The sequence below is a fragment of the Streptomyces sp. NBC_01429 genome (assembly GCF_036231945.1).
Lineage (GTDB): Bacteria > Actinomycetota > Actinomycetes > Streptomycetales > Streptomycetaceae > Streptomyces.
Map to the genome: position 1 here is coordinate 7,531,035 of NZ_CP109599.1, position 24,412 is coordinate 7,555,446.

At 71.8% G+C, this 24,412-nt stretch carries 23 protein-coding genes; 5 read left to right on the forward strand and 18 right to left on the reverse strand.

Annotation, left to right across the window (positions count from 1 at the left end; genetic code table 11):
• Positions 1-18: 18 nt before the first annotated feature.
• The 10 genes from OG627_RS33220 to OG627_RS33265 all read right to left on the reverse strand — a co-directional run bounded on the left by OG627_RS33220 (position 19) and on the right by OG627_RS33265 (position 9,470).
• Complete coding sequence (locus tag OG627_RS33220) at positions 19-1,323, reverse strand: cytochrome P450 (RefSeq protein ID WP_329071522.1); 1,305 nt, start codon at positions 1,321-1,323, stop codon at positions 19-21.
• Positions 1,323-1,928 (reverse strand): GTP-binding protein, encoded by a 606-nt coding sequence (locus tag OG627_RS33225; RefSeq protein WP_329071524.1) that lies wholly within the window; start codon positions 1,926-1,928, stop codon positions 1,323-1,325. The genes OG627_RS33220 and OG627_RS33225 overlap by 1 nt, the downstream gene beginning before the upstream one ends.
• Positions 1,906-2,271, reverse strand: a complete 366-nt coding sequence (locus tag OG627_RS33230; RefSeq protein ID WP_329071526.1) for a DUF742 domain-containing protein — start codon at positions 2,269-2,271, stop codon at positions 1,906-1,908. The genes OG627_RS33225 and OG627_RS33230 overlap by 23 nt, the downstream gene beginning before the upstream one ends.
• Positions 2,268-2,678, reverse strand: coding sequence for a roadblock/LC7 domain-containing protein (locus tag OG627_RS33235; RefSeq protein ID WP_329071528.1), 411 nt, complete (start codon positions 2,676-2,678; stop codon positions 2,268-2,270). Before OG627_RS33235 ends, OG627_RS33230 begins: the two co-directional genes overlap by 4 nt.
• Positions 2,679-2,685: 7 nt before the next feature.
• Positions 2,686-4,353, reverse strand: a complete 1,668-nt coding sequence (locus OG627_RS33240; RefSeq protein ID WP_329071530.1) for an ATP-binding protein — start codon at positions 4,351-4,353, stop codon at positions 2,686-2,688.
• A gap of 344 nt (positions 4,354-4,697) precedes the next feature.
• A complete protein-coding gene (locus OG627_RS33245) occupies positions 4,698-5,420 on the reverse strand; it encodes a VOC family protein (protein WP_329071532.1) in 723 nt (240 codons plus the stop codon).
• A 182-nt stretch (positions 5,421-5,602) separates the two neighbouring features.
• Positions 5,603-7,459 (reverse strand): glycoside hydrolase family 15 protein, encoded by a 1,857-nt coding sequence (locus tag OG627_RS33250; protein WP_329071535.1) that lies wholly within the window; start codon positions 7,457-7,459, stop codon positions 5,603-5,605.
• 49 nt (positions 7,460-7,508) lie between these two features.
• Positions 7,509-8,177, reverse strand: a complete 669-nt coding sequence (locus tag OG627_RS33255) for a beta-glucanase (RefSeq protein WP_329071537.1) — start codon at positions 8,175-8,177, stop codon at positions 7,509-7,511.
• Positions 8,178-8,337: 160 nt separating this feature from the next.
• Positions 8,338-8,721: a hypothetical protein gene (locus OG627_RS33260; RefSeq protein WP_329071538.1), complete on the reverse strand. Its 384-nt coding sequence runs from the start codon at positions 8,719-8,721 to the stop codon at positions 8,338-8,340.
• Between the two features lie 98 nt (positions 8,722-8,819).
• Positions 8,820-9,470 carry a DUF6629 family protein gene (locus OG627_RS33265; RefSeq protein ID WP_329071540.1) on the reverse strand — a complete coding sequence of 217 codons (651 nt, stop codon included), beginning with the start codon at positions 9,468-9,470 and terminating at the stop codon, positions 8,820-8,822.
• A 362-nt stretch (positions 9,471-9,832) separates the two neighbouring features.
• Between OG627_RS33265 and OG627_RS33270 the strand changes: the two genes are divergently transcribed.
• Both OG627_RS33270 and OG627_RS33275 read left to right on the forward strand, forming a co-directional pair.
• Positions 9,833-10,036 (forward strand): cold-shock protein, encoded by a 204-nt coding sequence (locus tag OG627_RS33270; RefSeq protein ID WP_014061102.1) that lies wholly within the window; start codon positions 9,833-9,835, stop codon positions 10,034-10,036.
• Positions 10,037-10,229: 193 nt separating this feature from the next.
• Complete coding sequence (locus tag OG627_RS33275) at positions 10,230-11,786, forward strand: DEAD/DEAH box helicase (protein WP_329071556.1); 1,557 nt, start codon at positions 10,230-10,232, stop codon at positions 11,784-11,786.
• A gap of 116 nt (positions 11,787-11,902) precedes the next feature.
• Here OG627_RS33275 and OG627_RS33280 read toward each other — a convergent pair whose 3' ends face one another.
• The 6 genes from OG627_RS33280 to OG627_RS33305 all read right to left on the reverse strand — a co-directional run bounded on the left by OG627_RS33280 (position 11,903) and on the right by OG627_RS33305 (position 16,910).
• Positions 11,903-12,262 (reverse strand): hypothetical protein, encoded by a 360-nt coding sequence (locus OG627_RS33280; RefSeq protein ID WP_329071558.1) that lies wholly within the window; start codon positions 12,260-12,262, stop codon positions 11,903-11,905.
• 49 nt (positions 12,263-12,311) lie between these two features.
• Positions 12,312-12,620, reverse strand: coding sequence for an SCO5918 family protein (locus OG627_RS33285; RefSeq protein WP_329071560.1), 309 nt, complete (start codon positions 12,618-12,620; stop codon positions 12,312-12,314).
• A 136-nt stretch (positions 12,621-12,756) separates the two neighbouring features.
• Positions 12,757-14,262, reverse strand: a complete 1,506-nt coding sequence (locus tag OG627_RS33290; protein ID WP_329073167.1) for a DUF6056 family protein — start codon at positions 14,260-14,262, stop codon at positions 12,757-12,759.
• Complete coding sequence (locus tag OG627_RS33295) at positions 14,216-15,223, reverse strand: glycosyltransferase family 2 protein (RefSeq protein ID WP_329071562.1); 1,008 nt, start codon at positions 15,221-15,223, stop codon at positions 14,216-14,218. Before OG627_RS33295 ends, OG627_RS33290 begins: the two co-directional genes overlap by 47 nt.
• Before the next feature lie 176 nt (positions 15,224-15,399).
• Complete coding sequence (locus tag OG627_RS33300) at positions 15,400-16,065, reverse strand: 4'-phosphopantetheinyl transferase family protein (RefSeq protein WP_329071564.1); 666 nt, start codon at positions 16,063-16,065, stop codon at positions 15,400-15,402.
• A complete protein-coding gene (locus tag OG627_RS33305) occupies positions 16,062-16,910 on the reverse strand; it encodes a metallophosphoesterase family protein (RefSeq protein WP_329071566.1) in 849 nt (282 codons plus the stop codon). The genes OG627_RS33300 and OG627_RS33305 overlap by 4 nt, the downstream gene beginning before the upstream one ends.
• Positions 16,911-17,233: 323 nt before the next feature.
• Between OG627_RS33305 and OG627_RS33310 the strand changes: the two genes are divergently transcribed.
• Positions 17,234-17,992: a thioesterase II family protein gene (locus OG627_RS33310; RefSeq protein ID WP_329071568.1), complete on the forward strand. Its 759-nt coding sequence runs from the start codon at positions 17,234-17,236 to the stop codon at positions 17,990-17,992.
• Positions 17,993-18,163: 171 nt separating this feature from the next.
• Here the strand turns inward: OG627_RS33310 and OG627_RS33315 are convergent, their stop codons facing one another.
• Entirely contained in the window at positions 18,164-18,868 is a 705-nt protein-coding gene (locus OG627_RS33315) for a hypothetical protein (protein WP_329071571.1), read from the reverse strand.
• 302 nt (positions 18,869-19,170) lie between these two features.
• Between OG627_RS33315 and OG627_RS33320 the strand changes: the two genes are divergently transcribed.
• Complete coding sequence (locus OG627_RS33320; protein WP_329071573.1) at positions 19,171-21,291, forward strand: FUSC family protein; 2,121 nt, start codon at positions 19,171-19,173, stop codon at positions 21,289-21,291.
• Between the two features lie 19 nt (positions 21,292-21,310).
• On the opposite strand, the gene OG627_RS33325 is transcribed toward OG627_RS33320, so the two are convergent.
• Complete coding sequence (locus OG627_RS33325) at positions 21,311-22,582, reverse strand: acyltransferase family protein (RefSeq protein WP_329071574.1); 1,272 nt, start codon at positions 22,580-22,582, stop codon at positions 21,311-21,313.
• Between the two features lie 299 nt (positions 22,583-22,881).
• On the opposite strand from OG627_RS33325, the gene OG627_RS33330 reads away from it, so the two are divergent.
• Entirely contained in the window at positions 22,882-24,318 is a 1,437-nt protein-coding gene (locus OG627_RS33330; protein WP_329071575.1) for a polysaccharide pyruvyl transferase family protein, read from the forward strand.
• Positions 24,319-24,412: the final 94 nt, after the last annotated feature.

Consider the following 24,412-nt stretch of genomic DNA (forward strand, 5'->3'; position numbering starts at 1 on the left):
CGGGGCGGAAGGAGGAATTCACTGCGTACGGCCGTCTGCCCGGGCCCCCACCGCGGAGAACTCCACGGGCAGGGAGACCGGGACCCTGGTCCACGGCGAGGGACGCCAGGTCACGTCCCGCGCCGGGATCGACAGCCGCATGTCGGGCAGCAGGTGCAGCGCGGTGTTCACCGCCGTACGGGTGATCAGCCGCGCGGGCACCTGCGCGGGACAGACATGGGGACCGGACGAGAAGGCCAGATGGGCGCGGTTGCCGGAGTCGCCGACACCGCCCGTGCTCTCGTCGGGACGGATCGCCGGATCGTCGTTGGCGGCGGCGATCCCCAGGATCAGCACATCGCCGCGCCGGATCGGCCGGCCGCCCAGCTCGGTGTCGCGCAGCGCGTACCTGGCCGGCATGTTGTTCATCGGCGGATCGCGCCACAGCGCCTCGTCGAGGGCGTCGTCCACACCGAGCCTGCCGCCGTGCAGCCGGGCGGCGAAGCGCGGATCGGTGAGCATCAGCCGCAGGGTGTGCGAGATCCACGCCGTGACCGTCTCGTTCCCCGCGGAGATCATCACCACCATCGACTGGAGGCGCTCCGCCTCGTTGCCCAGGTTGGCGTGGTGGAGGAACGCCGTCGTCAGATCGTCGGTGGGGTCGCGCTGCCGCTCGCGCAGCGTGTCGACGAGGATCTCCTCGAAGTGCCGGTTGCCGGCCTGCGAGTCGTCCGCGCTGCCGAACAGCGCGATGAGCGCGCTCAGCAGCTCCTGACCCTCCGTGCTGTCCAGCCCGAACAGCGAAGCGATCGAGAGCATCGGCACGATCGTCGCGTACTCGTTCACCAGATCGGCCCGGCCGCGCCGGGAGAACTCCGCGATCAGCTCCGCGCACACCGCCTCGACCTGCCGGCGCGTCCTGCGCTGGTCGATGTGCGCGACGCCCTCGTCCAGCGGCTGGCGCAGCCGGCGGTGCTCGGGACCGTCGGCGCCGATGACGTTGGCACGCCACGCCATCATGGGCAGCAGCCCCGAACGCGGCGAGACCACACCGTCGTTGAGATCGCGCCAGTTGCGGGCGTCACGCGAATAGGTCTGCTCCTGGCGGGTGATCGTCAGCAGCTCCCGGTAGCCCATCACGAGCCAGGCGGGCACCCCGGGTTCCAGCTCGACCCTGGCGACATTGCCCCACTGCTCGCGCAGCCGCCGGTAGACCTCCCGGGGATCGGACGAGCCGGTCGCCGAGGAGAGCGGGAGCAGCCCCGCCGTACCGCCGGCGTGCGCGGGGCACCCGGGCGGCGGGGAGACGTCGGGGACGGCGGAGGAGGCGGCGGGCCGGGTCATCAGGCGGTCTCCTTGATCCGTACCTCGTCGGCGGTGGACACGTACTCGACGAGACTGATCAGCGCGTCCACCGACGGGCCGCGCTCCCGCGCGTCGCACATCACCACCGGCGTTCGCGGCAACAGGTCCAGCGCGCCGCGCAGTTCGTCGGCGGTGTACTCCTCGCTGTCCGGGAACTGGTTGACCGTCACCGCGAACGGCAGTCCGCGCAGCTCCAGTTGGGCCAGCACGTCGAAGCTGTCCTCCAGCCTGCGGGTGTCCACGATCACCAGGACACCGAGGGCGCCCTCGGCCAGCCCGTCCCACAGGTCCCAGAACCGCCGCTGGCCCGGGGCGCCGAACAGATAGAGCACCAGCCGGGAGTTGAGTGTGATCCGGCCGAAGTCCATGGCGACGGTGGTGGTCTTCTTGGTGTCCATTCCCGCCAGATCGTCCACACCGACACTCGCCTCGGTCATCACCTCCTCGGTCCGCAGCGGTTCGATCTCGCTCACGGACCCGACCAGCGTGGTCTTCCCCACGCCGAAGGCGCCCACGACGAGGATCTTGACGGCCTGCTGGACCGTGTCGGGCAGATAGCGGTCAGCGGAGCCGACGGAGACCATCGAGTACCTCCTGGAGCAGTTGCGATTCGGGCAGAACGGCCTGGGGGACACCGGAACGGGCGGACAGATGGCCGCTGTCGACGAGATCGGACGCCAGCACCTTCACCAGGCTGACCGGCAGTTCCAGATGGGCCGCCGCCTCCACCAGGGACAGCAGCCGCTCGCACATCCGGACCAGGGCGCGCTCCTCCCGCGTGGCCGAGACCGGCAGTTCACGCGGGGGATCGGCGGCGACGAGCAGGGTCTCGACGCCGACCGTGTTGCGCGTGGGCCTGGAACGCCCCCTGGTGATCACATACGGCCGTAACGCGCCGGCCGCGTAGTCGCCCTCCGGGCCACTCACCGAGCGGCCTCCTGCCGGGGCGGGCTGCTCAGATTCCCGGCGCCGATCTTCATGACCTGCGCCTGCATCTGCCGGGCGACCAGCTTCGGGTCGACCACGGGCCCGGTCACCACCGCGAGATGCGCGCCGTTGGCGCTGCGCATGAAGAGGAACCCGCCGTTGAACTCCACCATCTGCTGGTGCACGGCGCCGCCGTCCTCGCCGAACTCCTTGCCCAGGCTGCGGGCGAGGGACTGGAGCCCGGAACAGTTCGCGGACAGCCGGTCGGCCGAGTCCCGGTCCATCCCCTCGGAGCTGGCCAGCAGCAGCCCGTCGGCGCTGAACACGATGGCCTCTCTGACGCCGGGGACGGCGGCGACCTCGGCGATCATCCAGCCGCGCTGCTCGGGGTTCTCCACGTAACTCATGCTCACGTCAGTCCTTCCGGGGTTCTGTGGTGGGGGAGGAAGGGCCCTGCCGGCCCTCGTGCGGATCGGAACCGGACGGCGGGTCGGCCCGGCCGCCCTCGAAGAACTGCTCCATCCAGTCACCGGCCTGTTCCGGTGTGCCCGGCGGGGTGACGGCGGTGGGGGCCGCCTCCACCGCGGGTGCGTACTCGTCGCGCCGGGACCGGCGCTGGGGCAGCCGGCGCCCGGTCCGCTCCCGGGGCTGCTCCGGCAGGACCGTTTCGCCTGCGGAACCGGCAGCGGAACCTGCACCGGAATCGCCGGTGGAGACCGGCGCGGGCGGCGCGGGCGGCGCGGGCGCGGCCGGTGCCGCAGGGGCCTCCGGTACGACCGGGGTGGCCGGTGACGGCGGTACGGCGGGTGCGGGAGGCGCGGGCGTGGCCGCCCTGTCCGGGGCGGGCGCGGGCTGAGGCACCCGGGACGCCTGCGGCAGCGGGGGTACGGGAGGCGACTGCACCGCGCTGCCCGCGGGCGCCAGCGTCTCCAGCGCCACCGTGGGCACCAGCACCACCGCGCGGACCCCGCCGTACGGCGAGGGGCCCAGGTCCACCTGGAAGCCGTGCCGGTCCGCGAACCGTCCCACCACCGCGAAGCCCGTCTGCGGGATCTCGCCGACCTCGCCGACCCCGAGCAGCCGGCACCCGGAGGCGATCTGGCGCGCCTCGGACAGCCGGTACTCGTCCATGCCGAGACCGCCGTCGTCCACCTCGATGACCGCGCCGCGCTGAACCGTACGCACCGTCACCGGCACGCCCGTACGCGGCGGCGAGTACTCCGTGGCGTTGGCGAGCAGTTCTGCCAGCAGATGGATCAGCGGCTCGACGACCGACGGCGTGACCCCGACATCCGGGTCGCCGGTCACCTCGACGCGCTTGTACCCCACGATCCGGCCCGACGCCGCCCGTACCACGTCCACCATCGCCAGCGGCTTCTGCCACTGCTGTCCCGGCCATTCGCCGCAGAGCACCTTGAGGCTCTGCGCGTGCCGGGCCTGCTGGGTGGCCGCGTGGTCGATCTGCATGGTGGTCTCCAGCAGATCGGAGTCGCCGGGGTAGCGGTCGGCGAGCCCGGTCACGGCCGCCTGGATCCGGTGCGCCGAGGTCTGTACCCGGCTCGCCAGCTCCACCATCGCCAGCCGCTGCGACTCCTCGCGGTGCTCGACCGCCTCGGAGACCTCGGCCAGCAGCCGGTCGAACCACTCGGTGACCGCCGGCCCCGCGCCCTCGGCGGCGCGCGGCGGATCCGGGATCTCCGCCCCGGCCAGGGCGGCCGGAAGCCGCTCCTTGACGAGGTGTTCGACCTCCTCGCGCACCTGGTCGGACTGGAGCGAGATCCGCTGCTCGACATGGGAGCGCCAGCCGGTGTCGCGCCGGACGGTCTCCGCCTCCCGCTCCGCCAGCCGGCCGCGCAGCTCGACCGCCTCGGCCTCGGCGCGCCGGTGCCGGCCGCGCAGCCTGACCAGCGCGAGAAGCAGTACGAGCCCGAGCACGCCGTATGCGACGGCTGCGCCAGTGCCGTTCGCGTGTGCGATGTCCGCCACCGGTATGGCGAAGGCCGCCAGGGTCAGGGCGAGGATCGGCAGCCACGGGGGCTGCGACCTGGGGGAGCGGGAAGAGGGCGCGGGGGAGCGTGCCATGGAGAACCTTCGAGTTGGCTGAAAAACGCGGTCAGGCTGAACCTCACCCGGCAGGAGTCACGGGGAGCGGAGTCGGTGCCTGGCCGGTATGACCGCCGAACGCGGAGACGGCAGGCGGTGGACGCCTGCGGTGCCACTGCGGCCACGCGACTTGATCATGGATGAACTACCTCTTCACCAGACGTTGTTGGGGGATCGTATCTCCGCCGCCGCTGTCCTGAAGTCGTATACCGGCCATGGATGGCCGGGACGCGCCGCCGTGACGGTCGGTGCCGCTCCGGCTCCGTCCGGTGTCGGGCCGCCGTCACATGCCAACGGCATGCTGGTGAGGAGGGGGTGTGGAGTCAGGGCGTGGTAACGGTGAACAGACCGCCGTCCGGGTCGCGGAGTGTGGCCTCCTGGCCCGGGCCCGAGTCGGAGGGCGACGCCACCACGACGCCCCCGGAAGCCGCCGCCGCGCCCGCGGCGACATTCACGTCCGCAACGTGGAAGTGCACATGCCAGCGCGGCCTGACCTGCGGGTCGGGCGCGCTCTCCACCGCGCCGCCGCGCAGCGCGGCGACCACGTGCGTACCGTCGCGCACCACCACCTGGTCGTCCTCGTACCGCACTTCGCAGCTGTTCCTCTCGCCCGAACCCCAGCCGAGGACCTCGCCGTAGAAGATGGCCGCGCCGAACGCGTCCCTGGTGCGCAGTTCCAGCCGGGCGGGCCCGGCGCCCCGTCCCACCGACCAGCCGGCGATCGTCCGGCCCTCCCAGAAGCCGAACACCGCGCCGTCCGGGTCGGCGGCGAGCGTCGCGCGGCCCGTGCTCATGGCGAGCGGCCCCACGGCGACGGTGGCGCCGCGCTCCCGGATGCGCGCGGCCGTCGCGTCCGCGTCGGTGACGGCGAAGTACGGGGTCCAGGCGACCGCGGCCTGGAGGCTGGGCGCGAGGGCCCCGATGCCCGCGACCGGCGAGCGGCCCGCCAGCGCGACGGAGAAGTCCTCGCCCAGCGCCGTGGGCCGGTAGGTCCAGCCGAGGACGGCCGCGTAGAACGACTGGGACGCCCGCAGGTCCCGGGCCATCAGGCTCACCCAGCACGGGGCCCCGTATACGGCATGAGGTGACGCCGCCATGACTCTCGTCCACTCCGTTCTCACCGGTGGGGGACGCGCCCGGCGGGCCGGTCCCGGTAGCCATGCTTCACCCCCGGATGCCGCCGCGCATGTCGGCACGCGCGAGTGGCTTCCCTCCTCATCCCATCGCGTCATCCCATCGCGCGGTCCAGATTGATCGCCGAGCTGATCAGCGCGAGATGGGTGAACGCCTGCGGGAAGTTGCCCAGGTGCTCACCGGTCAGCCCGATCTGCTCCGCGTACAGCCCCACGTGATTGGCGTAGGTGAACATCTTCTCCAGGGCGAGCCGCGCCTGCTCCACCTCACCGGTGCGCGCCAGCGCCTCCACCCACCAGAACGAGCAGATGGAGAACGTGCCCTCCGTACCGTCCAGCCCGTCCGGCGCCTGCTCCGGGTCGTAGCGGAAGACCAGGCTGTCAGCGACGAGCCGCCCGGCGATGGCGTCGACCGTGGACCGGAACCGCGGATCGGCCGGCGACACGAACTTGACCATGGGCATCAGCAGCAGCGACGCGTCCAGGATGTCCTCTGGCGGCCGGTCCGGGTCGGCGGACAGCCGCTGCACGAAGGTCCGCGCGCGGGGATCCCAGCCGCGCGCCATGATCTGGTGGTAAATGCGGTCGCGGACCATCGTCCAGCGGCCCAGATCGCCGGGCAGCCCGCGCCGGCGCGCCATCCTGATCATGCGCTCGACCGCGACCCAGCACATCAGCCGCGAGTACGTGTGGTGCTGCTGCCCGGCCCTGGTCTCCCAGATGGACTCGTCCGCGCTGTCCCAGTGCTCCATCAGCCAGTCCAGGACGGCGCACAGATCGGTCCAGCTCTCGTGCGAGATGCCCGCGCCGTACTTGTCGAACAGATAGACGGAGTCGATCAGCTCGCCGTAGATGTCCAGCTGCCGCTGCCCGCTGGCGCCGTTGCCGGTGCGCACCGGGGAGGAGCCCCGGTAGCCCTCCCAGTGCGTCAGCACCTCTTCCGGCAGGTCCGCGTGGCCGTCGATCGAGTACACGACGCGCAACGGCCCGGCGGTGCCGTCGGTCGCGTCGCGCAGCCGCTCGGTCAGCCAGTCCATGAACGCCTGCGCCTCCTGGGTGAAGCCCAGCCGCAGCAGCGCGTAGAGCGAGAAGGCCGCGTCGCGGATCCACACGTACCGGTAGTCCCAGTTGCGCGCGCCGCCCACCTGCTCCGGCAGCCCCAGCGTCGGCGCCGCGACGACGGCGCCGGAGGGCTCGTGGGTGAGCAGCTTGAGGGTGAGCGCGGAGCGGTGGACCATCTCGCGCCAGCGTCCGGTGTACGTGGACTGCCGCAGCCAGCGCCGCCAGAACGCGACGGTCGCCTCGAACAGTTCCTCGGCCGCCGCCGGATCGACCGCGCACGCGTCGGGGGTGCCCGAGCCCGTGTCCGCCTCCAGATCGAAGAGGACCGTCTCGCCCCCGCTCAGTTCGAACTCCGCGCGGGCGTCGGAGCCGTCGAGTTCCAGACCGATGGAGGAGCGCAGCGACAGCGTGAGGGACGCGCCGACGAACCGTACGCCGTCCGGCATCCGCTCCAGCCGGTGCGCGTCGCGCCCGTAGTTCAGCCGGGGCGCGATCCGCGCGGCCAGCCGCATCCGGCCCCGGACATTGACCACCCGCCGCACCAGGCGCTGCCGGTGGGACGGATCGCGGTCCCGCAGGACGGGCATGAAGTCCTGGATCTCCACGATGCCGTCGGCGGTCAGCATCCGGGTGATCAGGATGTTGGTGTCGGGAAAGTAGAACTGGCTGCGGGTGGCCACCTGGCACACCGGCGCGATCTCCCAGTAGCCCCCGCGCCGCGCGTCGAGCAGGGACCCGAAGACGCTGGGGGAGTCGAACCGGGGCGCGCAGAACCAGTCGACGCGGCCGTCGGTCCCCACCAGCGCGGCGGTGCGCAGATCACCGATCAGGCCGTGCTCGGCGATCGGCAGATACTCCTCGTCCCGCTCGCTGCGCTCGTCGTCCCTCATCCCGCCGAGTCTCGCGCACCGCCCGCAGGCCCGCATGTCGGTGCGGGCGTCAGCGCCGCCCGCGGAGGACGCGCAAGGAGCCGACCTCGTACGACATGGTGGTCGTGGCGGGGTCCGGCGCCGGGTGGTAGCGGCCCGCGCTGACCGAGAGGTTCACGATCAGACTGGCGTACCAGTCGGGCCCCACGCCCCGTCCGTCCGCGAAGGCGAGAGCCCCGTTGACCCACCAGATGACGGTCCGCGAGCGGAATTCGACCTTCAGGGTCACCCACGCGCCGGGCCCGACCGACGGATGCGTGTAGGAGCGCGAGGCGCCCCGCACATGGTTGGACAGCTCCAGCAGGTGCGGCTGGTCGGGGTGGTACTCGAAGACGTCGATCTCGTTCCCGCCGTCCCGCCAGGTCCAGATCGCCGGCCACGCCCCGAGCGCGGTGGGCAGCCGTACCCGGGTCTCCAGGACGTCGCCGGTGCGCACGGTGAAGCCTCCGGGGCTGCCCTCGGTGGTGAGCAGCCCGGTGTCCCAGTCGCCGTCGGGACGGCGCACGGCGCGGAAGGTGCCGGTACGGCTGTACTCCGCGTCGGGCACCAGATGGTCGAGCTTGTTGTCGCCCGGATTGGTCGGCCCGCCGCCCGGATACGCCCAGGACCGGCCGGCGACCCACTGCTCGGTGGAGGCGAAATCGGCGGTGAAGCACGCCGTGTCGCGCTGATGGCTCATGGGCGCGCTCCTCTTGCCCCGGGCGGGGCCCTGCCGGGGCGGAGGTCTCCGCCGGTGCCGACAGGCTAGGAAAGCCCGGTCGGGGCCCGTGGGCGGCGCGCCACGGACCCCGGACGACCTTCAGTTCGGACACCGCTCCTTACGGGGGGCGCCCGGGGCCTCAGGCGGACGACTGCGAGGACGCCTGGGCGCTCTGCGTCTGGACCGGGGCGGGCGCGGGGGCCTGCGGGGTGTCGGACGCGTTGATCTTCTCGATCGCCTGCCGGGCGTGCTCACCGGGCGTGCGGCCGGTGATCGACGACACCGTGGGCGCCGCCGCCGCGACCGGCCAGTCCTGCACGGGCTTCGCGTGGCCCGCCACCCGCAGCCGCAGCCGGTGGCTCGCCGCCTCGTCGAGGCTGACGGGACGCTTCACCTGAGCGGCGAGCCGGCTCGCCTCCTGCCCCAGCGCGGCCACGTCCTCCCACGCCAGCCGGACGACCAGCCGTAGTTCGGCCTCACCGTCGGGCAGCGCGTGGAGGGGAGCGTTGTTGCGGTCATTCATGGGTTGATCCTCTGAGTCTCGGCGGAACTCGGGCGGGCCGCGCCGCGCGTCACGGGTACGGGGCGCACCGAGTGATACGGGGCTCACCTCCGCCGTGTTCATCCCGCCGCGCCGCGATCGGCCCGCGGTTCCGCGTCCGGGCGCCGGCCCGCCCGGCGCAGCAGGAGCACCGAGGCCACGGCGGCCAGCGCGCACCAGGTGGAGACGAACTCCAGCCGCCACAGCGCGGCGCAGAGCGCGGCACCGGCGGCGACCACCACCCCCAGCAGCCGGACCGCCCGGTCGCCGCCGAGGAGCAGCGAGCCGACGGTGGCGACGAGATACGCCACGACGACCGGCGGGGCGTACGGCAGATCCAGGACGTAGCCGACGGTATGGCCCCGGATCTCGGCCGTCACCGTCCCGGTCCCGCGGGCGAGCCAGTACGAGAGGACCGCCGCCGTGGCGAGCCCGGCGACGGCCGGGATCATCAGCCGCCGCCGGGCCTCGGGCCCCGCCGCCAGCAGCACGGCGAACGGCACCCAGACGGCCAGCAGGGGGAGCGCGATGACGGCCCAGGCGAGCGTGGCCGGGCCCGCGCCGCCGCCGGCCCGCCAGACGGCGGACTCGACGATCTGGTGGGCGCCGAGGAGCAACGGCAGCGCGGCGAGCGGCAGGTCCCGGGCGGTGCGGGTGCAGACCACGCACGCCACCCCGACCACGGTGATGCCCGTTCCCACCACGAGGTCGGCCGTCGCGCTCCAGCACATGAGCGACGACGGTACGCGCCGGACGGCTCCGGGCCCCGGCGACACCACGGTGGCACCGGGGCCCGCCCCGGCCGCCGAATTTTCGCGGCGGCCGGTACAGAATTTGGGCCCAATACGCGGTGAATATTTGGCGGTGCGGCGGACCGAGTGATAAAGCTCGCCCCACCCTGCGGCTCCCGCCGTGCTACTGTTGATCTCAGTTGCAGTTGTGGTTCCCAAAGACTTCAAGTGCCCCTACCGGCTTTCTGTGCCGGTAGGTGCGCTTTTGTATTTCCGGATATTTTTCCGGACGGGGTAATCATCGCGGCGACGTGAGGTCCGCACAGTGCGGGCCTGCGGGCATTGCCCCGAAGGAGATCATCATGGCCAGTGGCACCGTCAAGTGGTTCAACGCGGAAAAGGGTTTCGGCTTCATTGAGCAGGACGGCGGCGGCGCCGACGTCTTCGCCCACTACTCCAACATCGCCGCCCAGGGCTTCCGCGAGCTCCAGGAGGGCCAGAAGGTGAACTTCGACGTCACGCAGGGCCAGAAGGGCCCGCAGGCGGAGAACATCGTTCCCGCCTGACGCTCGAAGCGCAGGACACAGCTGGGGCCCGCACCTGTGGATGCGGGCCCCAGCTCGTTGCTTTTTCGCACGACCGACCCGACGCGACGAGGCGGATTCCGGGTCCTCAGCATTTCATCGGCTCGTTCTTGCGATTCTTTGTGCGGCTTACTGCCGGGAATTCTCGATACGTGCCCATCGAGAAAGGTTCTGAATGAACCGCGCAGCACGCACGAACGACCGTTATTCACGAAGCCGCAGCGGCGGTCCGGCCGCTGCCGGCCGCGGCAGCCGCTTCGGATCGGGGACCTCCGGCCGCTCCGGCGCCCCGAGCCGCTCGGGAGCCCCCGGCCGCTCCGGCGGTTACGGACGCAGGCCCGCCGCCCAGAAGGGCGAGTTCGCCCTCCCCGTCACCATCACCCCCGGACTGCCCCCGGTCGCGTCGTTCTCCGAGCTGGACATGCCCACCGAACTGGTGTCCATGCTCACCAGCCTCGGGGTCAACGACCCGTTCCCGATCCAGGCGGCCACCCTCCCGAACTCGCTCGCGGGCCGCGACGTCCTCGGCCGGGGCCGTACCGGCTCCGGCAAGACCCTCGCCTTCGGCCTCGCCATGCTCGTCCGCACCGCCGGACAGCGCGCCCAGCCGCGCCAGCCGCTGGCCCTGGTCCTCGTCCCCACCCGGGAACTGGCCCAGCAGGTCACCGACGCGCTCACCCCGTACGCCCGGTCGCTGAAGCTGCGCCTCGCCACCGTCGTCGGCGGCATGTCGATCGGCCGCCAGGCCGGCGCGCTGCGCGCCGGTGCCGAGATCGTCGTCGCCACGCCCGGACGGCTCAAGGACCTCATCGAGCGCGGCGACTGCCGGCTGGACCGGGTCGCGATCACCGTGCTGGACGAGGCCGACCAGATGGCCGACATGGGGTTCATGCCCCAGGTCACCGCGCTGCTCGACCAGGTGCGCGCCGAGGGCCAGCGGATGCTGTTCTCCGCCACCCTGGACCGCAACGTCGATCTGCTGGTCCGCCGCTATCTGCACGACCCGGTCGTCCACTCGGTCGACCCGTCGGCCGGCGCCGTCACCACGATGGAGCACCACGTGCTGCACGTGCACGGCGCGGACAAGTACGCGACGACCACCGAGATCGCGGCCCGCGACGGCCGGGTGATCATGTTCCTGGACACCAAGCACGCCGTGGACCGGCTCACCGAGCACCTGCTGAACAGCGGAGTGCGCGCCGCCGCGCTGCACGGCGGCAAGTCCCAGCCGCAGCGCACCCGCACCCTCGCCCAGTTCAAGACCGGCCACGTCACGGTGCTGGTCGCCACCAATGTCGCCGCGCGCGGCATCCACATCGACAACCTCGACCTCGTCGTCAACGTCGACCCGCCCAGCGACCACAAGGACTATCTGCACCGCGGCGGGCGCACCGCGCGCGCGGGCGAGTCCGGCAGTGTCGTCACCCTGGTGCTGCCCAACCAGCGCCGTGAGATGACCCGGCTGATGGCCGACGCAGGCATCACCCCGCAGACCACCCAGGTCCGCTCGGGCGAGGCGGAACTGAGCCGGATCACCGGTGCCCAGGCCCCCTCGGGCGTCCCCGTCACCATCTCCGCGCCCGTCGCCGAGCGCCCCAAGCGCGGCGGCTCCCCGGCGCGCGGCCGGGGCCGCTCGTCCCAGTCCCGCCGCACCTCTTCTTCCTCCTCCACCTTCGCCAAGCCCCGCACCGGCACCGCGCCGCGCCAGTCCTCGCGGGGCGGCGCCGCGTAACGCGGTCAGCGACGGACGCGGCCCCCGGTACCGACAGGTACCGGGGGCCGCGCGCGTAGGACAGGACAGGGACGACGGGACGGTGACGGGGGAGGGGGGAATCGCGGCGGGGCGGCTCAGCCGTCCGAGTAGCTGAGGTCTCCCACCGTCCAGGCGCTCACCTCGTCGATGGCGATGCGGTACATCCCCCCGGTCTCCGGAATGCCGAAGCTTCCCTGGAGAATCCGGGCGACATGGAAATGCAGATGCGTGGGCGGTTCGTCCGGCGGGCCGGCGGACGTGAAGACGGCGGAGAACGGTCCCAGCCGCTCGGAGTCCTCCAGCACCTCGGCCACGCGCTCGCGCCACACGGCTTCCGGGGCCAGCCGCCCCGTGATGACGGCCCCCGGCACGACCACGGTGAGGGACATCTGATTGCTCTGCCCGGACTCGACAGTGGCGGCGATGTCAACAAGCAGATGATCAGGCTTCGACATGGGCGCCGACTCTACTACGCGCACGCCCCCGGGCGCTGGTACGCGCGCGTCAGTCGCGGTCGGCCGGGCCGAGCAGCGCCGACGCGGTTTCGAGCGGGGTGAGGACCGCGGGCTCGACGGGCGCGGCGACGGGGTGGACGGTGAAGCCCAGCCGCGTCAGCGCCCTGGTGATCTCGAAGGCGGTGAAATCACGGCGGTCCTGCCGGGTGATCACTTCCCCCACCTGCTTGACGGGATAGCTCCGCCGGCCGATGACCACGGACTCACCGGTGATGGGCTCGGGCTTGATGCCCTTCATCGACTGCTGCACCTCGCTCTTGACCAACTCGAAGGGGAAGCGGGCGATGACGCAGCGCATAATGCCTCGGGAGGAAGAAGGGGAATGCGGATGCCTCAGCATCCCACAGGAACTCCTGGCCGGGAACCAAGGATTTTCCGCGAAACCCGCCCGCACGACGGGATACCGCCCGTATTCTCCGCGCCGCGGAAATCCGTCAGGGCAGCCGCTGTGTGTACGTGATCTTCTCCAGGTGGTAGTAGTCGGCGACGCACCGGGCCGGCCACACCCGGTGGCCGTGGTGGCCGAACGGCTCGCCCATTCCGCTGATCGGCAGCGGTCGGTACGGCAGGACCCGCACCCCGAGCGCCGCCCCGTTCCGCAGCCACCGGTCCTGACGGTCCCAGCGCGCGGCCCGAAGGCTCATGTCGGTACCCAGCTCGCCGAGCGGGACGGCCAGCCCCACGCAGGTCGCGGCGCACATCACCGCGCACACCGCCGCCGCGGCACCGGTGTGCCGGCCCCGCCGGAGCAGCGCCCGCCCCAGCACCGCCCCGCCGCCCGCCAGCAGCAGGACGTACAGCACGAGGTAGTCGTTCCAGGTCCGTGTCGCACTCGACACGGAGGTGCCGAAGAGGGGGTACGTGATGACCGTGCACAGGTATCCGGCGGCCAGGAAGGTGCCGGCTCCGGTGAGGAGCAGAAAGCCCGGCCGGCCCGTCAGCAGCACCGGCGCGCCGCCCGCCCGGTCCCGGACGAGCAGCCCCAGCAGCACCCCGGCCGCGACCGCGCCCAGATACTGCCAGGTCGACAGCAGGGTCCCGAGGATCTCCAGGAAGCCGCGCAGCGACTCGCCCAGCGACTCGGGGGCGAACATCGAGGTCGTCCCCGCCCCGTACCGCTCACGGCGGTTGCGCGATCCCGGTGAGGTGAGCAGCAGGAGGGTACCGGCCATGACCCCGGCCAGGCCCGCCAGACACCAGGTGCGCGCGGCGGACCGCACCCGCGGCGCGAAGATCCGGTTGCCGACCAGCAGGAGGGCCGCGAGCACCACCAGGACGACGACCGAGGTCTCCTCCGAGAGCGTCCCCATGAAACAGCCCACCACGAGCGCGGCGGCCGGTGCGGCGATCCTGCTCGCGCGGGTGCGGTTCCACAGCAGCGGCAGCGCGGCGAGGCAGGCCAGCACCGGCGCCACCGTGTGCGAGACGGAGGAGGCGGGCCAGTAGAACGTCTTGTACGTGTTGGGGGTGGCGAGGAGGAAGACCACCGTGACCATCGACGCGACGAGCAGCGGCACTCCGCGCGGCGCGCTCCGCCCCGTCGCGCGCAGCACCAGCACCGTCATGGCCCACAGCAGCCCCAGCGTGACGGCGCCGCTGACCGCGCCGTACCACTGGTGTCCCGCCACCCCGAACTTCGCGTAGAGGCCGACCAGCAGACCGTTGCCGAGCCGTCCGTTGTCCGTGAGGTAGAACTTCGCGACCAGCCCGGAGACGCCGTGGTCACGGACGGTGGGCAGGAAGCACCACTCGTCCGCGCTGGGGCGCACCGCGCGGCCGAGCCACGCGGCCGTGGTGAGCAGCGCGAGCGGAAGCAGGGCGAGCGCCGGCGCTCCGTACGTCTTCCACCGTTGGGCACGCGCGCGGCCCCCGGGGTCCTCGGTCCGGGGAGCGTCACCCGGCTGTCTCGGGATGGTGACGCTCGGCGCGCCCGAGGCCATCTGCACCACTGCCTTTCGAAAGGTGTTCGTACCGTCCCCGGGATTCGTCCGTCTCCCTGACCACATAGTGCGGACGGCGTTTCGCCTCGTGATAGATCCGGCCCACGTATTCGCCGACGATCCCGAGCGTGGCGAGCTGAATTCCGCTCAGGGCCACGATCGCGGTCATCAATGTGGTGTAGCCGGGCGCGTCCACCCCGTTCAGTGCCACATTCGCGATGATCCACAGCGCGTATCCGAGAGCGGAGAGAAAGAGACAGAGACCGGTGTGGATCGCCAGCCGCAGCGGACGGCTGTTGAAGGAGAGCAGCCCGTCGATTCCGTAGTTGAGCAGATTCTTTCCGCCCCACTTGGACTGCCCGGCGGCACGCTGGACGTTGCGGTAGGTGAAGCTCGCGGTGTCGAAGCCGATCCACGAGAAGATCCCCTTGGAGAAACGATTACTCTCGGGCAGCGACAGCACGCTTTCGACCGCCCGCCGCGACAGCAGCCGGAAGTCCCCCGCCCCGTCGACCACCTGCACGTCCATGCAGCGGCGCACCAGCCGGTAGTACGCCCGGCTCAGCGCGGTGCGTACGGCGCCCTCGCCCGCCCGGTCGCGCTGGGCCACGACCTGGTCGTAGCCGCGCCGGTGCAGCTCCAGCATGCGCGGCACCAGGCCGGGCGGGTGCTGGAGGTCGGCGTCCATCAGGACGACCGCGTCGCCCCGGGACATGCGCAGCCCGGCGAGCATGGCGGCTTCCTTGCCGAAGTTGCGGCTGAAGGAGGTGAAACGGACCCGTGGGTCCCCGGCGGCGAGTTCGCTCAGCCGGAGCCGGGTGCCGTCACCGCTGCCGTCGTCCACGTAACAGATCTCGAACGTCTGCCGGGTGGGTCCGAGTGCGGCGAGCAGGGCGCTGTGAAACGCCCCGATCACCTCGTTCTCGTTGAAACACGGTACGACAATGGAAACCTGAACCATGGTCATCTCACTCCATACGCCTCAGCGCGTAGCGGCGCGCGTGCATTCCGCGCCGATGTGCTGCTGCCGTGGCAACCATAGAATGAAGCGATCTACCGCTCAAGCGTCACCACGGCATGGCGTACATATGATTGGAGTGTTTTTCTTCGGTGGTTATCCCTGGCCGTGAGCGCCCCTTACCGGGGGATATGAATGACGCTCGCCACCAGTCCGCGTTCCGCGATCCAACGGCCGGCGAATTCGTCGACCCGGCGGCCGTCGATGCGCGGGCCGGGCACCAGAAGCCGGGCGCGGAAGGTGCGTTCGACCGGATCGATCGTGATATCCGCCTCGGAGAAGTCCAGTTCGAGGCCGGTCAGCGGATACCACGCCTTGAAGACGCTCTCCTTGGCGCTGAACAGCAGCCGGTCCCAGCAGACTCCGGGATGCCGCTCCGCCAGGAACTTGACGCGCTCCGTCTCGTCCGGCAGCGCGATGGTGTCCAGCACGCCATCGGGCAGCGGCGCGTCGGGCTCCGCGTCGATGCCCACCGACGCCGTGCCGTCCGACCGCGCCACCACCGCCGCCCGGTATCCGTCGCAGTGCGTCATGCTGCCGACGATGCCGCCGGGCCACTGCGGCGCGCCCCGCTTGTTGGGCAGCAGCGGCACGGGCGGCTGCCCCAGACGCAGCAGCGCGCGCCTGGCCAGCAGCCGGACCGTGGTGAACTCGCGCTGCCGCTTCGGCACGGCCTTGGCGACCCGCGCGCTCTCCTCGGGGAACAGCGGATCGGCCTCGCCCGGCAGGAGATCGCCGTACGCCGCCTCGACGGCGACCGCCGGGGGCAGGATCGCCGCGATCACCGGGCGTCCTGCCCGGCCGGCTCGGGCAGGATCTGCCGCAGCGGGATCCGCGGCGGCCGTTTGCGCCACTCCCGCGGATAGCCGACCGAGACCTCCTCGAACCGCACTCCGTCATGCCGGGTGACCCGGGGGATGTGCAGATGCCCGTAGACCACGGCGGCGGCGCGGTAGCGCACATGCCAGTCGGCGGTCAGTTCCGTACCGCACCACTGCGCGAACTCGGGGTAGTAGAGGATGCGGGTGGGGTCGCGCACGAGCGGGAAGTGGTTGACGAGGACGGTGCGCAGGGACGGGTCGACGGCCGACAGCCGGCGCTCGGTCTCCTCGACGCGGGACCGGCACCAGGCGTCCCTGCTCTCGAAGGGGTCCGGGTGCAGGAAGTACTCGTCGGAGCAGACGATGCCCGCCTCGCGCGCCACCCGCAGCGACTCCTCCTTGGTGGTGGTGCCGGGGGCGCGGAACGAGTAGTCGTACAGCACGAACAGCGGAGCCACCGCCACCGGGCCTCCGGCTCCCCGCCACACCGGATACGGGTCCTCGGGGGTGGCGATACCCAACTCCCGGCAGAGCGAGACAAGTTGCAGATAGCGCTTCTCGCCGCGCAGATCGCACGGGTCCTGCGGGTGGCTCCACAGCTCATGGTTGCCCGGCGCCCACACGACCTTGGCGAACCGCTCGCTGAGCGCCCGCAGGGCCCATTCGACATCGGCGTACTTCTCCGCGACGTCGCCAGCGACGATCAGCCAGTCGTCGTCCGAGTCCGGGCGGAGGCCCTCGACGATCGTGCGGTTCTCGTCATAGGCGACATGCAGATCACTGACGGCCAGGAGTTTTCCGTCGGGCACGGTTCCATCCTTGTTCGATCGGGCTCGGACGCCGGTCCGTGGGCCGGCGCGCCGCTGTCGCGACGCGCCCTGGTGCGCTCACCCTTCGAGATTACGCGCAAGCGCGTGGCGAGGGGGCGGGCACCGGGCGTGGCCGTGGTCACGGGCGACGCGCGTGTACGGGTGGACGCCGCGTTCCGGCGGCCGGGGCGCCGTCCATGATCGGGCCCCATGACCGGGCAGACGTCCCGCCCGCCGCCGAAGTAGAGTGACCGAGGTCAAGAGGCCCGTACCGGCGGGTGGTTCGGGTCATCCGACGCCACCCATTGAGGAGGCGCAGCACGATGACGACATCCACCGAGGAGAGCCTTTGGGCCCGGTGCTTCCATCCGGCCCCCGACCGTGCGGGACAACTCTTCTGCTTCCCCCACGCGGGCGGCTCGGCATCCTTCTACTTCCCGGTCTCCGCGCAACTGTCGCCCGTCGCCGAGGTGTTCTCGGTGCAGTATCCGGGCCGTCAGGACCGGCGCAAGGAGACCAGCCCCGACGACATCGGCACCATGGCCGACCAGGTGTACGCGGCGCTCCGCGGACAACTCGGGGCGCGGCCCACCACCTTCTTCGGACACAGCATGGGCGCGACGATCGCCTTCGAGGTCGCGAGGCGGTTCGAGGCCGACGGCGGCGAGCTGACCCATCTCTTCGCCTCGGGTCGGCGCGCTCCGTCCCGTACCCGTGACGAGGATGTGCATCTGCGCTCCGACGACGGGATCGTCGCCGAGCTGAAGCTGATGTCCGGCACCGATACGGCGCTCCTCGGCGACGAGGAGATCCTGCGGATGATCCTGCCGGCGATCCGTACCGACTACCGCGCCATCGAGACCTACCGGTGCCCGCCCGACGCCACCGTGCGCGCGCCGATCACCGCGCTGACCGGCGACAGCGATCCGAAGACCGCGCTGGACGAGGCCGAGGACTGGCGCCGGCACACCACCGGAGCCTTCGACCTGAAGGTCTTCCCCGGCGGGCACTTCTACCTGAGCGCTCAGGCACCCGCCGTCATCGGGGTGCTCCGGGAGCATCTGGCGGCCGTTTCGGGCTAGGCGGTGCAGGCCGTGTCCGGGCGTGCCTGCCGGGGCCTGCGAGGACCGCCCGGCCGCCGGGTCCGGCACGACCGCCGGACCGTGCGGCCCTCGGGCGGGTCGCACGGTGCGGCGGTCATACCTGCCTGTTGTGCTGTTGTTCCCGGGTGACGCGGCGGCCGGAGGCCGGTGTCAGCCGTTGGACGATCCGTAGAGACCGCGACCGGCCCGGCGGGCCCTGGAGCTGCCGACCAGCCGGTCCAGCGTGCTGCGTACCGCGTTGATGCTGCCGGGAGTGGCATCGCGCCCGAGCGCCTTGGCCACCTCGCGGGCCCGCACCGGGGTGCTGCCGGACTTGGCGAGGACATCGAGGATCTGCTCGGTGAGCCCACCGCTCGTGTCGTCCTCCGCCGAGGAAGCCGCCGCCTTCTTCGACACGGCGGTCTGGGTGGACTTGGCGGCCTTCGCGGGCTTGGCGGCCTTGGCCGCGGCGGCCGGTTTGGCGGGCTTGGCAGCCTTGACGGGCTTCGCCGGAGCGGCCTTCTTCGCCGGGCGGCGCTTGGCCTGCCTCGGCTCCTCGGTCGCGGCGGGCTTCGCCGCCTTCGCCTCGGTCGACGCCTCCTCGGCGGGCGCTTCGGCCTGCGCGGGAACCTGGGCCTCAAGCGCCGCCTCCGGCGACACCGCGGGCTCCGGCACCTCGGCGACGGGCTGCGCGACCGGCGCCACGGACAGCGCCTCCAGCGCGGTGAGCGCCGTACGTACCGACTCCAGCCGCTCGGTGACGGTGGCGAGTTCCTTCTCCAACGACTGCTGCTGCGACTCCAACTCCGGGAGTTCGGAGCGTAGAAGCGCTGTTGTCGCCGCTACGCTGCCTGGTGTGGTGGGTACCGATGTCATGATGTCGCCCTCTCGTTCCGTGCCACCGCACTTGACTCCGTCGGTGACCGCTGTACCGAAGCCTAGGCCCTGCGGTGTGTCCTGTTGTGACGGGAACGGCACACGGACCTCGTCGCGGACCACGAGCTGTCGCGAAACCGGTGGTGGGACAGGGCACCGGCCCGGGGTGCCGGCGGACATCCGCGCGTAATGAAACAGCAGCTCGAACGACAGGCGGTGCTGTTACCGTCGTCAGTGTGCGGTCGCCGCTGCCCGCCGGTCCGCCCGCCCCGTTCACCGCGACCGGTCGAACAGGAGTCCCCTTGCCCGCGCCGCTCGTTCCGCCGTCCCGCCGTGCCGTGCCCGCCTGGCTGCTGCACCCCCTGGGCTGGCGCTCCGGGCCCATCCCGTGGACCGCCGTGCTCCGCGGCGCCCTGAGCGCGGGACCGCTGCTGGCGCTCGGAGTGGTGACCGGACACCTCGGCGAGGCGATCCTGGCCGGCCTCGGCGCGATGCTCGCCGGTGTCAACGACCGCCCCGGCACCCGCCGTACCGGTGTGGTGCACATCGGACTGCCAGCCGTCGCGGGCGCTTTCGGACTGCTGTGCGGTGGGTTGCTCGCCGACGCGGGCGGCCGCTGGGCCGCCGTGCCCGCGCTCTTCGTCGTGGGCTGGCTCTCCGGCGCGCTGAGTGTGTCGGGACCGGTGTGGTCGGCGGCGGCCATGCAACTGCTCGTCACGGCGTCCCTCGGCGCGGGAATGCCGCTGCCCGGCCCCGCCTGGCTCAAGGCGCTCTGCTACCTCGGCGGCGCCGCCTGGCTGCTGCTGCTCCGGGTGGTGCTGCGCACCACCGGCCTGCGGCGCGGCGCGCGGTGGGACGGGGAGCGGGAGGCCGTCGCCGCGGTCTTCGACGCGCTCGCCGACGCACTGCGCGCCGTGGGCGGACCCGACGCGGAGCCGGCCAGGACACGGCTGATCACCGCCCAGCAGCGCGCGGACGAATCCCTGCGCCTGATGCGGCTGTTGTCCTGGCCGCGTCGCTCCGGCGGTCCCGGCGCGGCCGGAGCGACGCGGATCAGCGACCGCTTCGGCGCGGCGACGGCGCTGTGCGAGGCGGGTATCGCGCTGCTGTGGGAGGGCCGCCCGCTGCCGGGCCAGATCGCCGAGGGACCCCGCCGGCTCGCGGCGGCGGTACGGGCCGACTCCGCCCCCGGCGCCCTGCCGAGCCCCGTCTCCGACACCGTCCAACGCGGCGCGTTCGACCGGGCGTTGCTCGACGCGGCGGTGACGTTCGACCGTACGGCACCGGGCCGTGCGCCGTCCCCGGCACGGCGGCCCGCCGGGGACGTCCCCGACACCGACACCGCCACCGGCCGTGACACCGCCACTGACGCCGACCCTCCCCGTACCCCGCCCAAGACCTCCTCGGCGTCCGAGCGCCGCGCGGGACTCCGGCGGAACATCACACCGCGACTGCGGGCATGGCTCGGGCGTGTGTTCGCTCCCGCCCGGCGGGAGAACGGACTGCGGGTCGCGCTGTGCGTCGCCGCGAGCGCCGCCGTCGCGCTCAGCCTCCACCAGACCCACTGGTACTGGCTGCCCGCCACCGCCGCGTTCCTCGTCAAGCCCGACCTGGGGCCGTTGTTCTCACGGGTGGTGAACCGGGTCGTGGGCACCGCCACCGGCGTGCTCGTGTTCACCCTCACCATGACCTGGCTCGGCGGCACCTGGTGGCTGCTCGCCGTGGTCGTGACGGGCGGAGCGCTGATCCCGGTCGCCACCCGGCACTTCGGATTCCAGACCGCCGTGGTGACCCTGCTGGTCCTCTCCTTCGTCTACGCGGGCGGCGACACCGAGGCGACCGCCGCCCGGCTGCTCGACACCGCGCTCGCCTGCGGCATCGTGCTGCTCGTCGGCCATCTGCCGCTGCTGACCGATCCGCGCGTACGCGTCGGCCACCGCTTCGCCGTGGCGCTGCGGCACACGGAGCGGTATCTGCGCTACGTACTCGACGCCCCCGGCGCCCCTCGCGCGCCCGGCGTCCCGGGCACCACGCCCCGCGGCTCGGACGCCACCGGCATCGCGTTGCGGCACTCCGCCTACCGGGCGCTCGCCGAGGCGCGGGCGGCCGTCGGCACCGCCGCCGCCGAACTGCCGGGCCCGCACCGTACCCACCGCCACGACTGGCTGGCGGTGATGGCCCTGGCCGAGCGGATCGTGGACGCCGCGACCGTGTGTGCCGTACGGGTGGAGCAGGGGGTGCCGATGCCTCCGGCCACGGAGATACGGGAGGTGACCGGGGCGTTGTCCGCCATGGCCGACGCGCTGGAGGACGGCAGGGGAACGGCCGCCGCCACGCTGCCCCCGGTCCCGCGCGCCTGCCGGTCGCTGCGCGACGTCATGACTCAGCTGCACGGAATACAGGCCCTGACCAACGCCGCCTGAGCGGGCCAGGCGCCGCCGGTCAGCGCTCGCTCCGGACGGGCTCGCGGACGGCGGGGGCGCGGGAGTCCTCCTTCGGCGGCGGAGCCGGCCGACCGCGCCGGGTGAGGGGCCTTTCGATGAGGTAGTGGGAGGCGACGGCCGCAGCGAAACTGGCGGCGAAGGTGGCCGGCCCGTGCCAGGCGTCCAGCCCCAGATCCGACATGAGCCGGGTCAGGGGGTAGTGCCACAGATAGAGCCCGTAGCTGAGATTGCGTCCCACCCAGACCAGCGGAGCCAGGGAAAGCGCCCGGGACAGCCCGGTGCGCGGCCCGAGTTCCAGCGAAGCCACCAGCGTCGCCGACAGGACGGCGGCGACGAGGAAGCCGACGGTGTACCAGGGCATCGTCCAGGCGCTGGAGCCGGTCATGGGCACCTGCCACACGATCAGCGCCAGCAGGGCCAGGGCGGGCCAGGCGAGCCGGCCCGCCCAGCGCCGCAGCGCGGCCAGCCGGGGGTCGTCGGCGTGCAGCCGGGCCACCACCAGGGCCAGCAGCGCACCGGTCAGCAACTGGTCGGCGCGGGTGTCCATGCCGTTGTAGATACGGTGCGCCGCCGTCGGCTCCCACAGCACCGAACGCCAGATCAGCGGCAGCAGACACAGCGTCGCCGTCCAGAGCAGTACGGTCCGGGCCCCGACCCGCCGCAGGAGCAGCAGCAGAAGCGGCGGCCAGAGCAGATAGAACTGCTCCTCCACCCCCAGCGACCAGGTGTGCGACAGAAGGGACAGATCGCTCGAATAGGTGCCGGACTGAGCGGCCCTGACGATGTTCATCAGGAAGGTGGCGGCCAGTGTGATCGCCGTCCACGCCCGCTCGAAGCTCGGCAGCCGGGTGGTGAGCGCCAGTACGGCGCAGGTCGCGCAGACGGCCAGCAGGGCCGGGACCAGGCGCAGCCAGCGCCGCCAGTAGAACGCGCGCATCGCGACGTCGCCGGTCCGCGCGAACTCCGCGAGCAGCAGCCGGGTGATGACGTAGCCGCTGATCGCGAAGAAGACGTCGACCCCGAGCGCCCCGCCGGGCAGCAGATCCGGCTCCAGGTGATAGACCATCACCAGGACGACGGCGAGCGCCCGCAGCCCGTCCACCCCCGGCACCCGCCCGCCGGTGCGCACCGCCGAGGGGAACCCGCGCCCGCCCCGCCGCATCCGGCCGTCCACCCGCACCGGAGCGAGCTCCGGCGCGACCCCTCCCGCCCCGCCCGGTCTGTCGCCTCTGCCCCGGTGTGTCACCTCTTCGGTGCGTGTGCTGTCCATTCAAAGCCCGTGCCCGCAAAGCAAACCCGCACGCAGCCCTTCATCGAAATCTAAGAAACCGTGAGCACCCGCTACCGACCAGCCGGTTCGGGATCTCCCTGGTCATCCGGTACGCACCCGGGATGTACGGGGCGTGTGAGGTTTGGTTAAGGTGCGGTGAAGGTTCTCCTTGCGTATGCCCAAAACTCGACTAAGACGGTCCCGTGCCTCTTGGCGTTCCCTTGGGGTTCGCTGTGCTTGGGGCGCCTGACAGTAAACGGCTTCGCCTGCTGTTCAAGCCGCGCAATCGAGAGAAGGCCATGAAGCGCATACTCATCCGCTCGGGGAAGAGTCCGTTCCGCGTCGCTACACGTGAAGAGTTCATCCAACAGGATCTGATCGGTACGAACTCGGGCAATCTGCTCTTCAGTGATGCCGCGCACAAGATCCTGCTCACGGATCGCACCGAAGTGACGTCGAACGGGCTCAAGACCGATATCTCGGCGGGGCGCGCTCAGCAGATCAACGAGGAGTACGACGTCTTCGTCGTGCCGCTCGCCAATGCCTTCCGTCCCTCGTTCCGTCCCTCGCTCGACCGGCTGTCTGCCCTCATCGAGCAACTCACCATTCCGGTCGTCGTCCTCGGCGTGGGCGCGCAGGCGGGCGACGACTACGACACCGAGCGGCTCCAGTCGATCGAGCCGTCGGTGAAGCGGTTCATGCGGGCCGTGCTGGAGAGGTCAGCCTCCGTGGGCGTACGCGGCGAACTCACCGCGTCCTACCTGCGCGAACTCGGCTTCCGCGAAGTGGAGACCATCGGCTGCCCGTCGATGTTCCTGCACGGCGACACCTTCCCCAGACCGCGGGACCCGGCCCCGTTCTCCGCCGACTCCCGGATCGCCATCAACCTCTCGGCGCAGGCGAGCCGGGTGGGCGACCTGGCGGGGCTGGCACGCAACGCCCACGAACGCTTCCCCCGGCTCACGTACTACGCCCAGAACCTCGTCGACGCGGAGACGCTCTTCTGGGGCGACACCTCGGCGGCCTCCGGCGTCCACGACACCCTGCCGCGCCGGCTCACCCACCCGCTGCTCCGGGAGAACAAGGTCAGGGTCCCGCTGGACCCGAAGACCTGGCTGGACGAGCTGTCCACGTACGACTTCTCGTACGGCACCCGGATCCACGGCAATATCGCGGCGCTCCTCGCCGGTACGCCCGCCGTGGTGCTGGCGCACGACTCCCGCACCCTGGAACTCTGCCGCTACTACGGCATACCGCACCGCATGCTCGCCGGACTGCCGGCGGACGTCCACCCCGAGGAGCTGTACGAGCAGGCGGACTTCAGCGGTCTGGTGGACGGGCACAAGGAGCGCTTCGACCGCTTCACGGCCTTCCTCGACAAGAACTCCCTGGAGAACACGTTCACCCACGGCGACGGCGGAGCCGCTTACGATGCGCGGCTGAGCGCGCTGGACCTCCCGTCCTCGGTGGAGGTGTGGGACGGCTCGGACGACGGCGCCCTGCGCTACCGCATCAGCCGGCTGCGCGAACAGCTGGTGGAGAACCGGGCCCTGGCCGACCGCCACATCACCAGCCTGACGAAGACCAACAAGGAGTTGCAGAAGCAGGTCGCCAAGATGCAGAAGCAGCTGACGGCCACGGAGAAGCGAATAGCGGGCATAGAGAGGCGCGCCGCGGTACGCGTCGGCTCCGCGATACGCCGCCGTATCGGCAGGACCAAGCCGAGCGGTGGCTGAGGCGGACGCGGGCCCGGGAGGCCGGCAGGGCGACGCAGCCGCGGCGGACGACCCGATTGGTCGTCCGCCGCGGCTGCGTCGCTCTGCCGTGCGT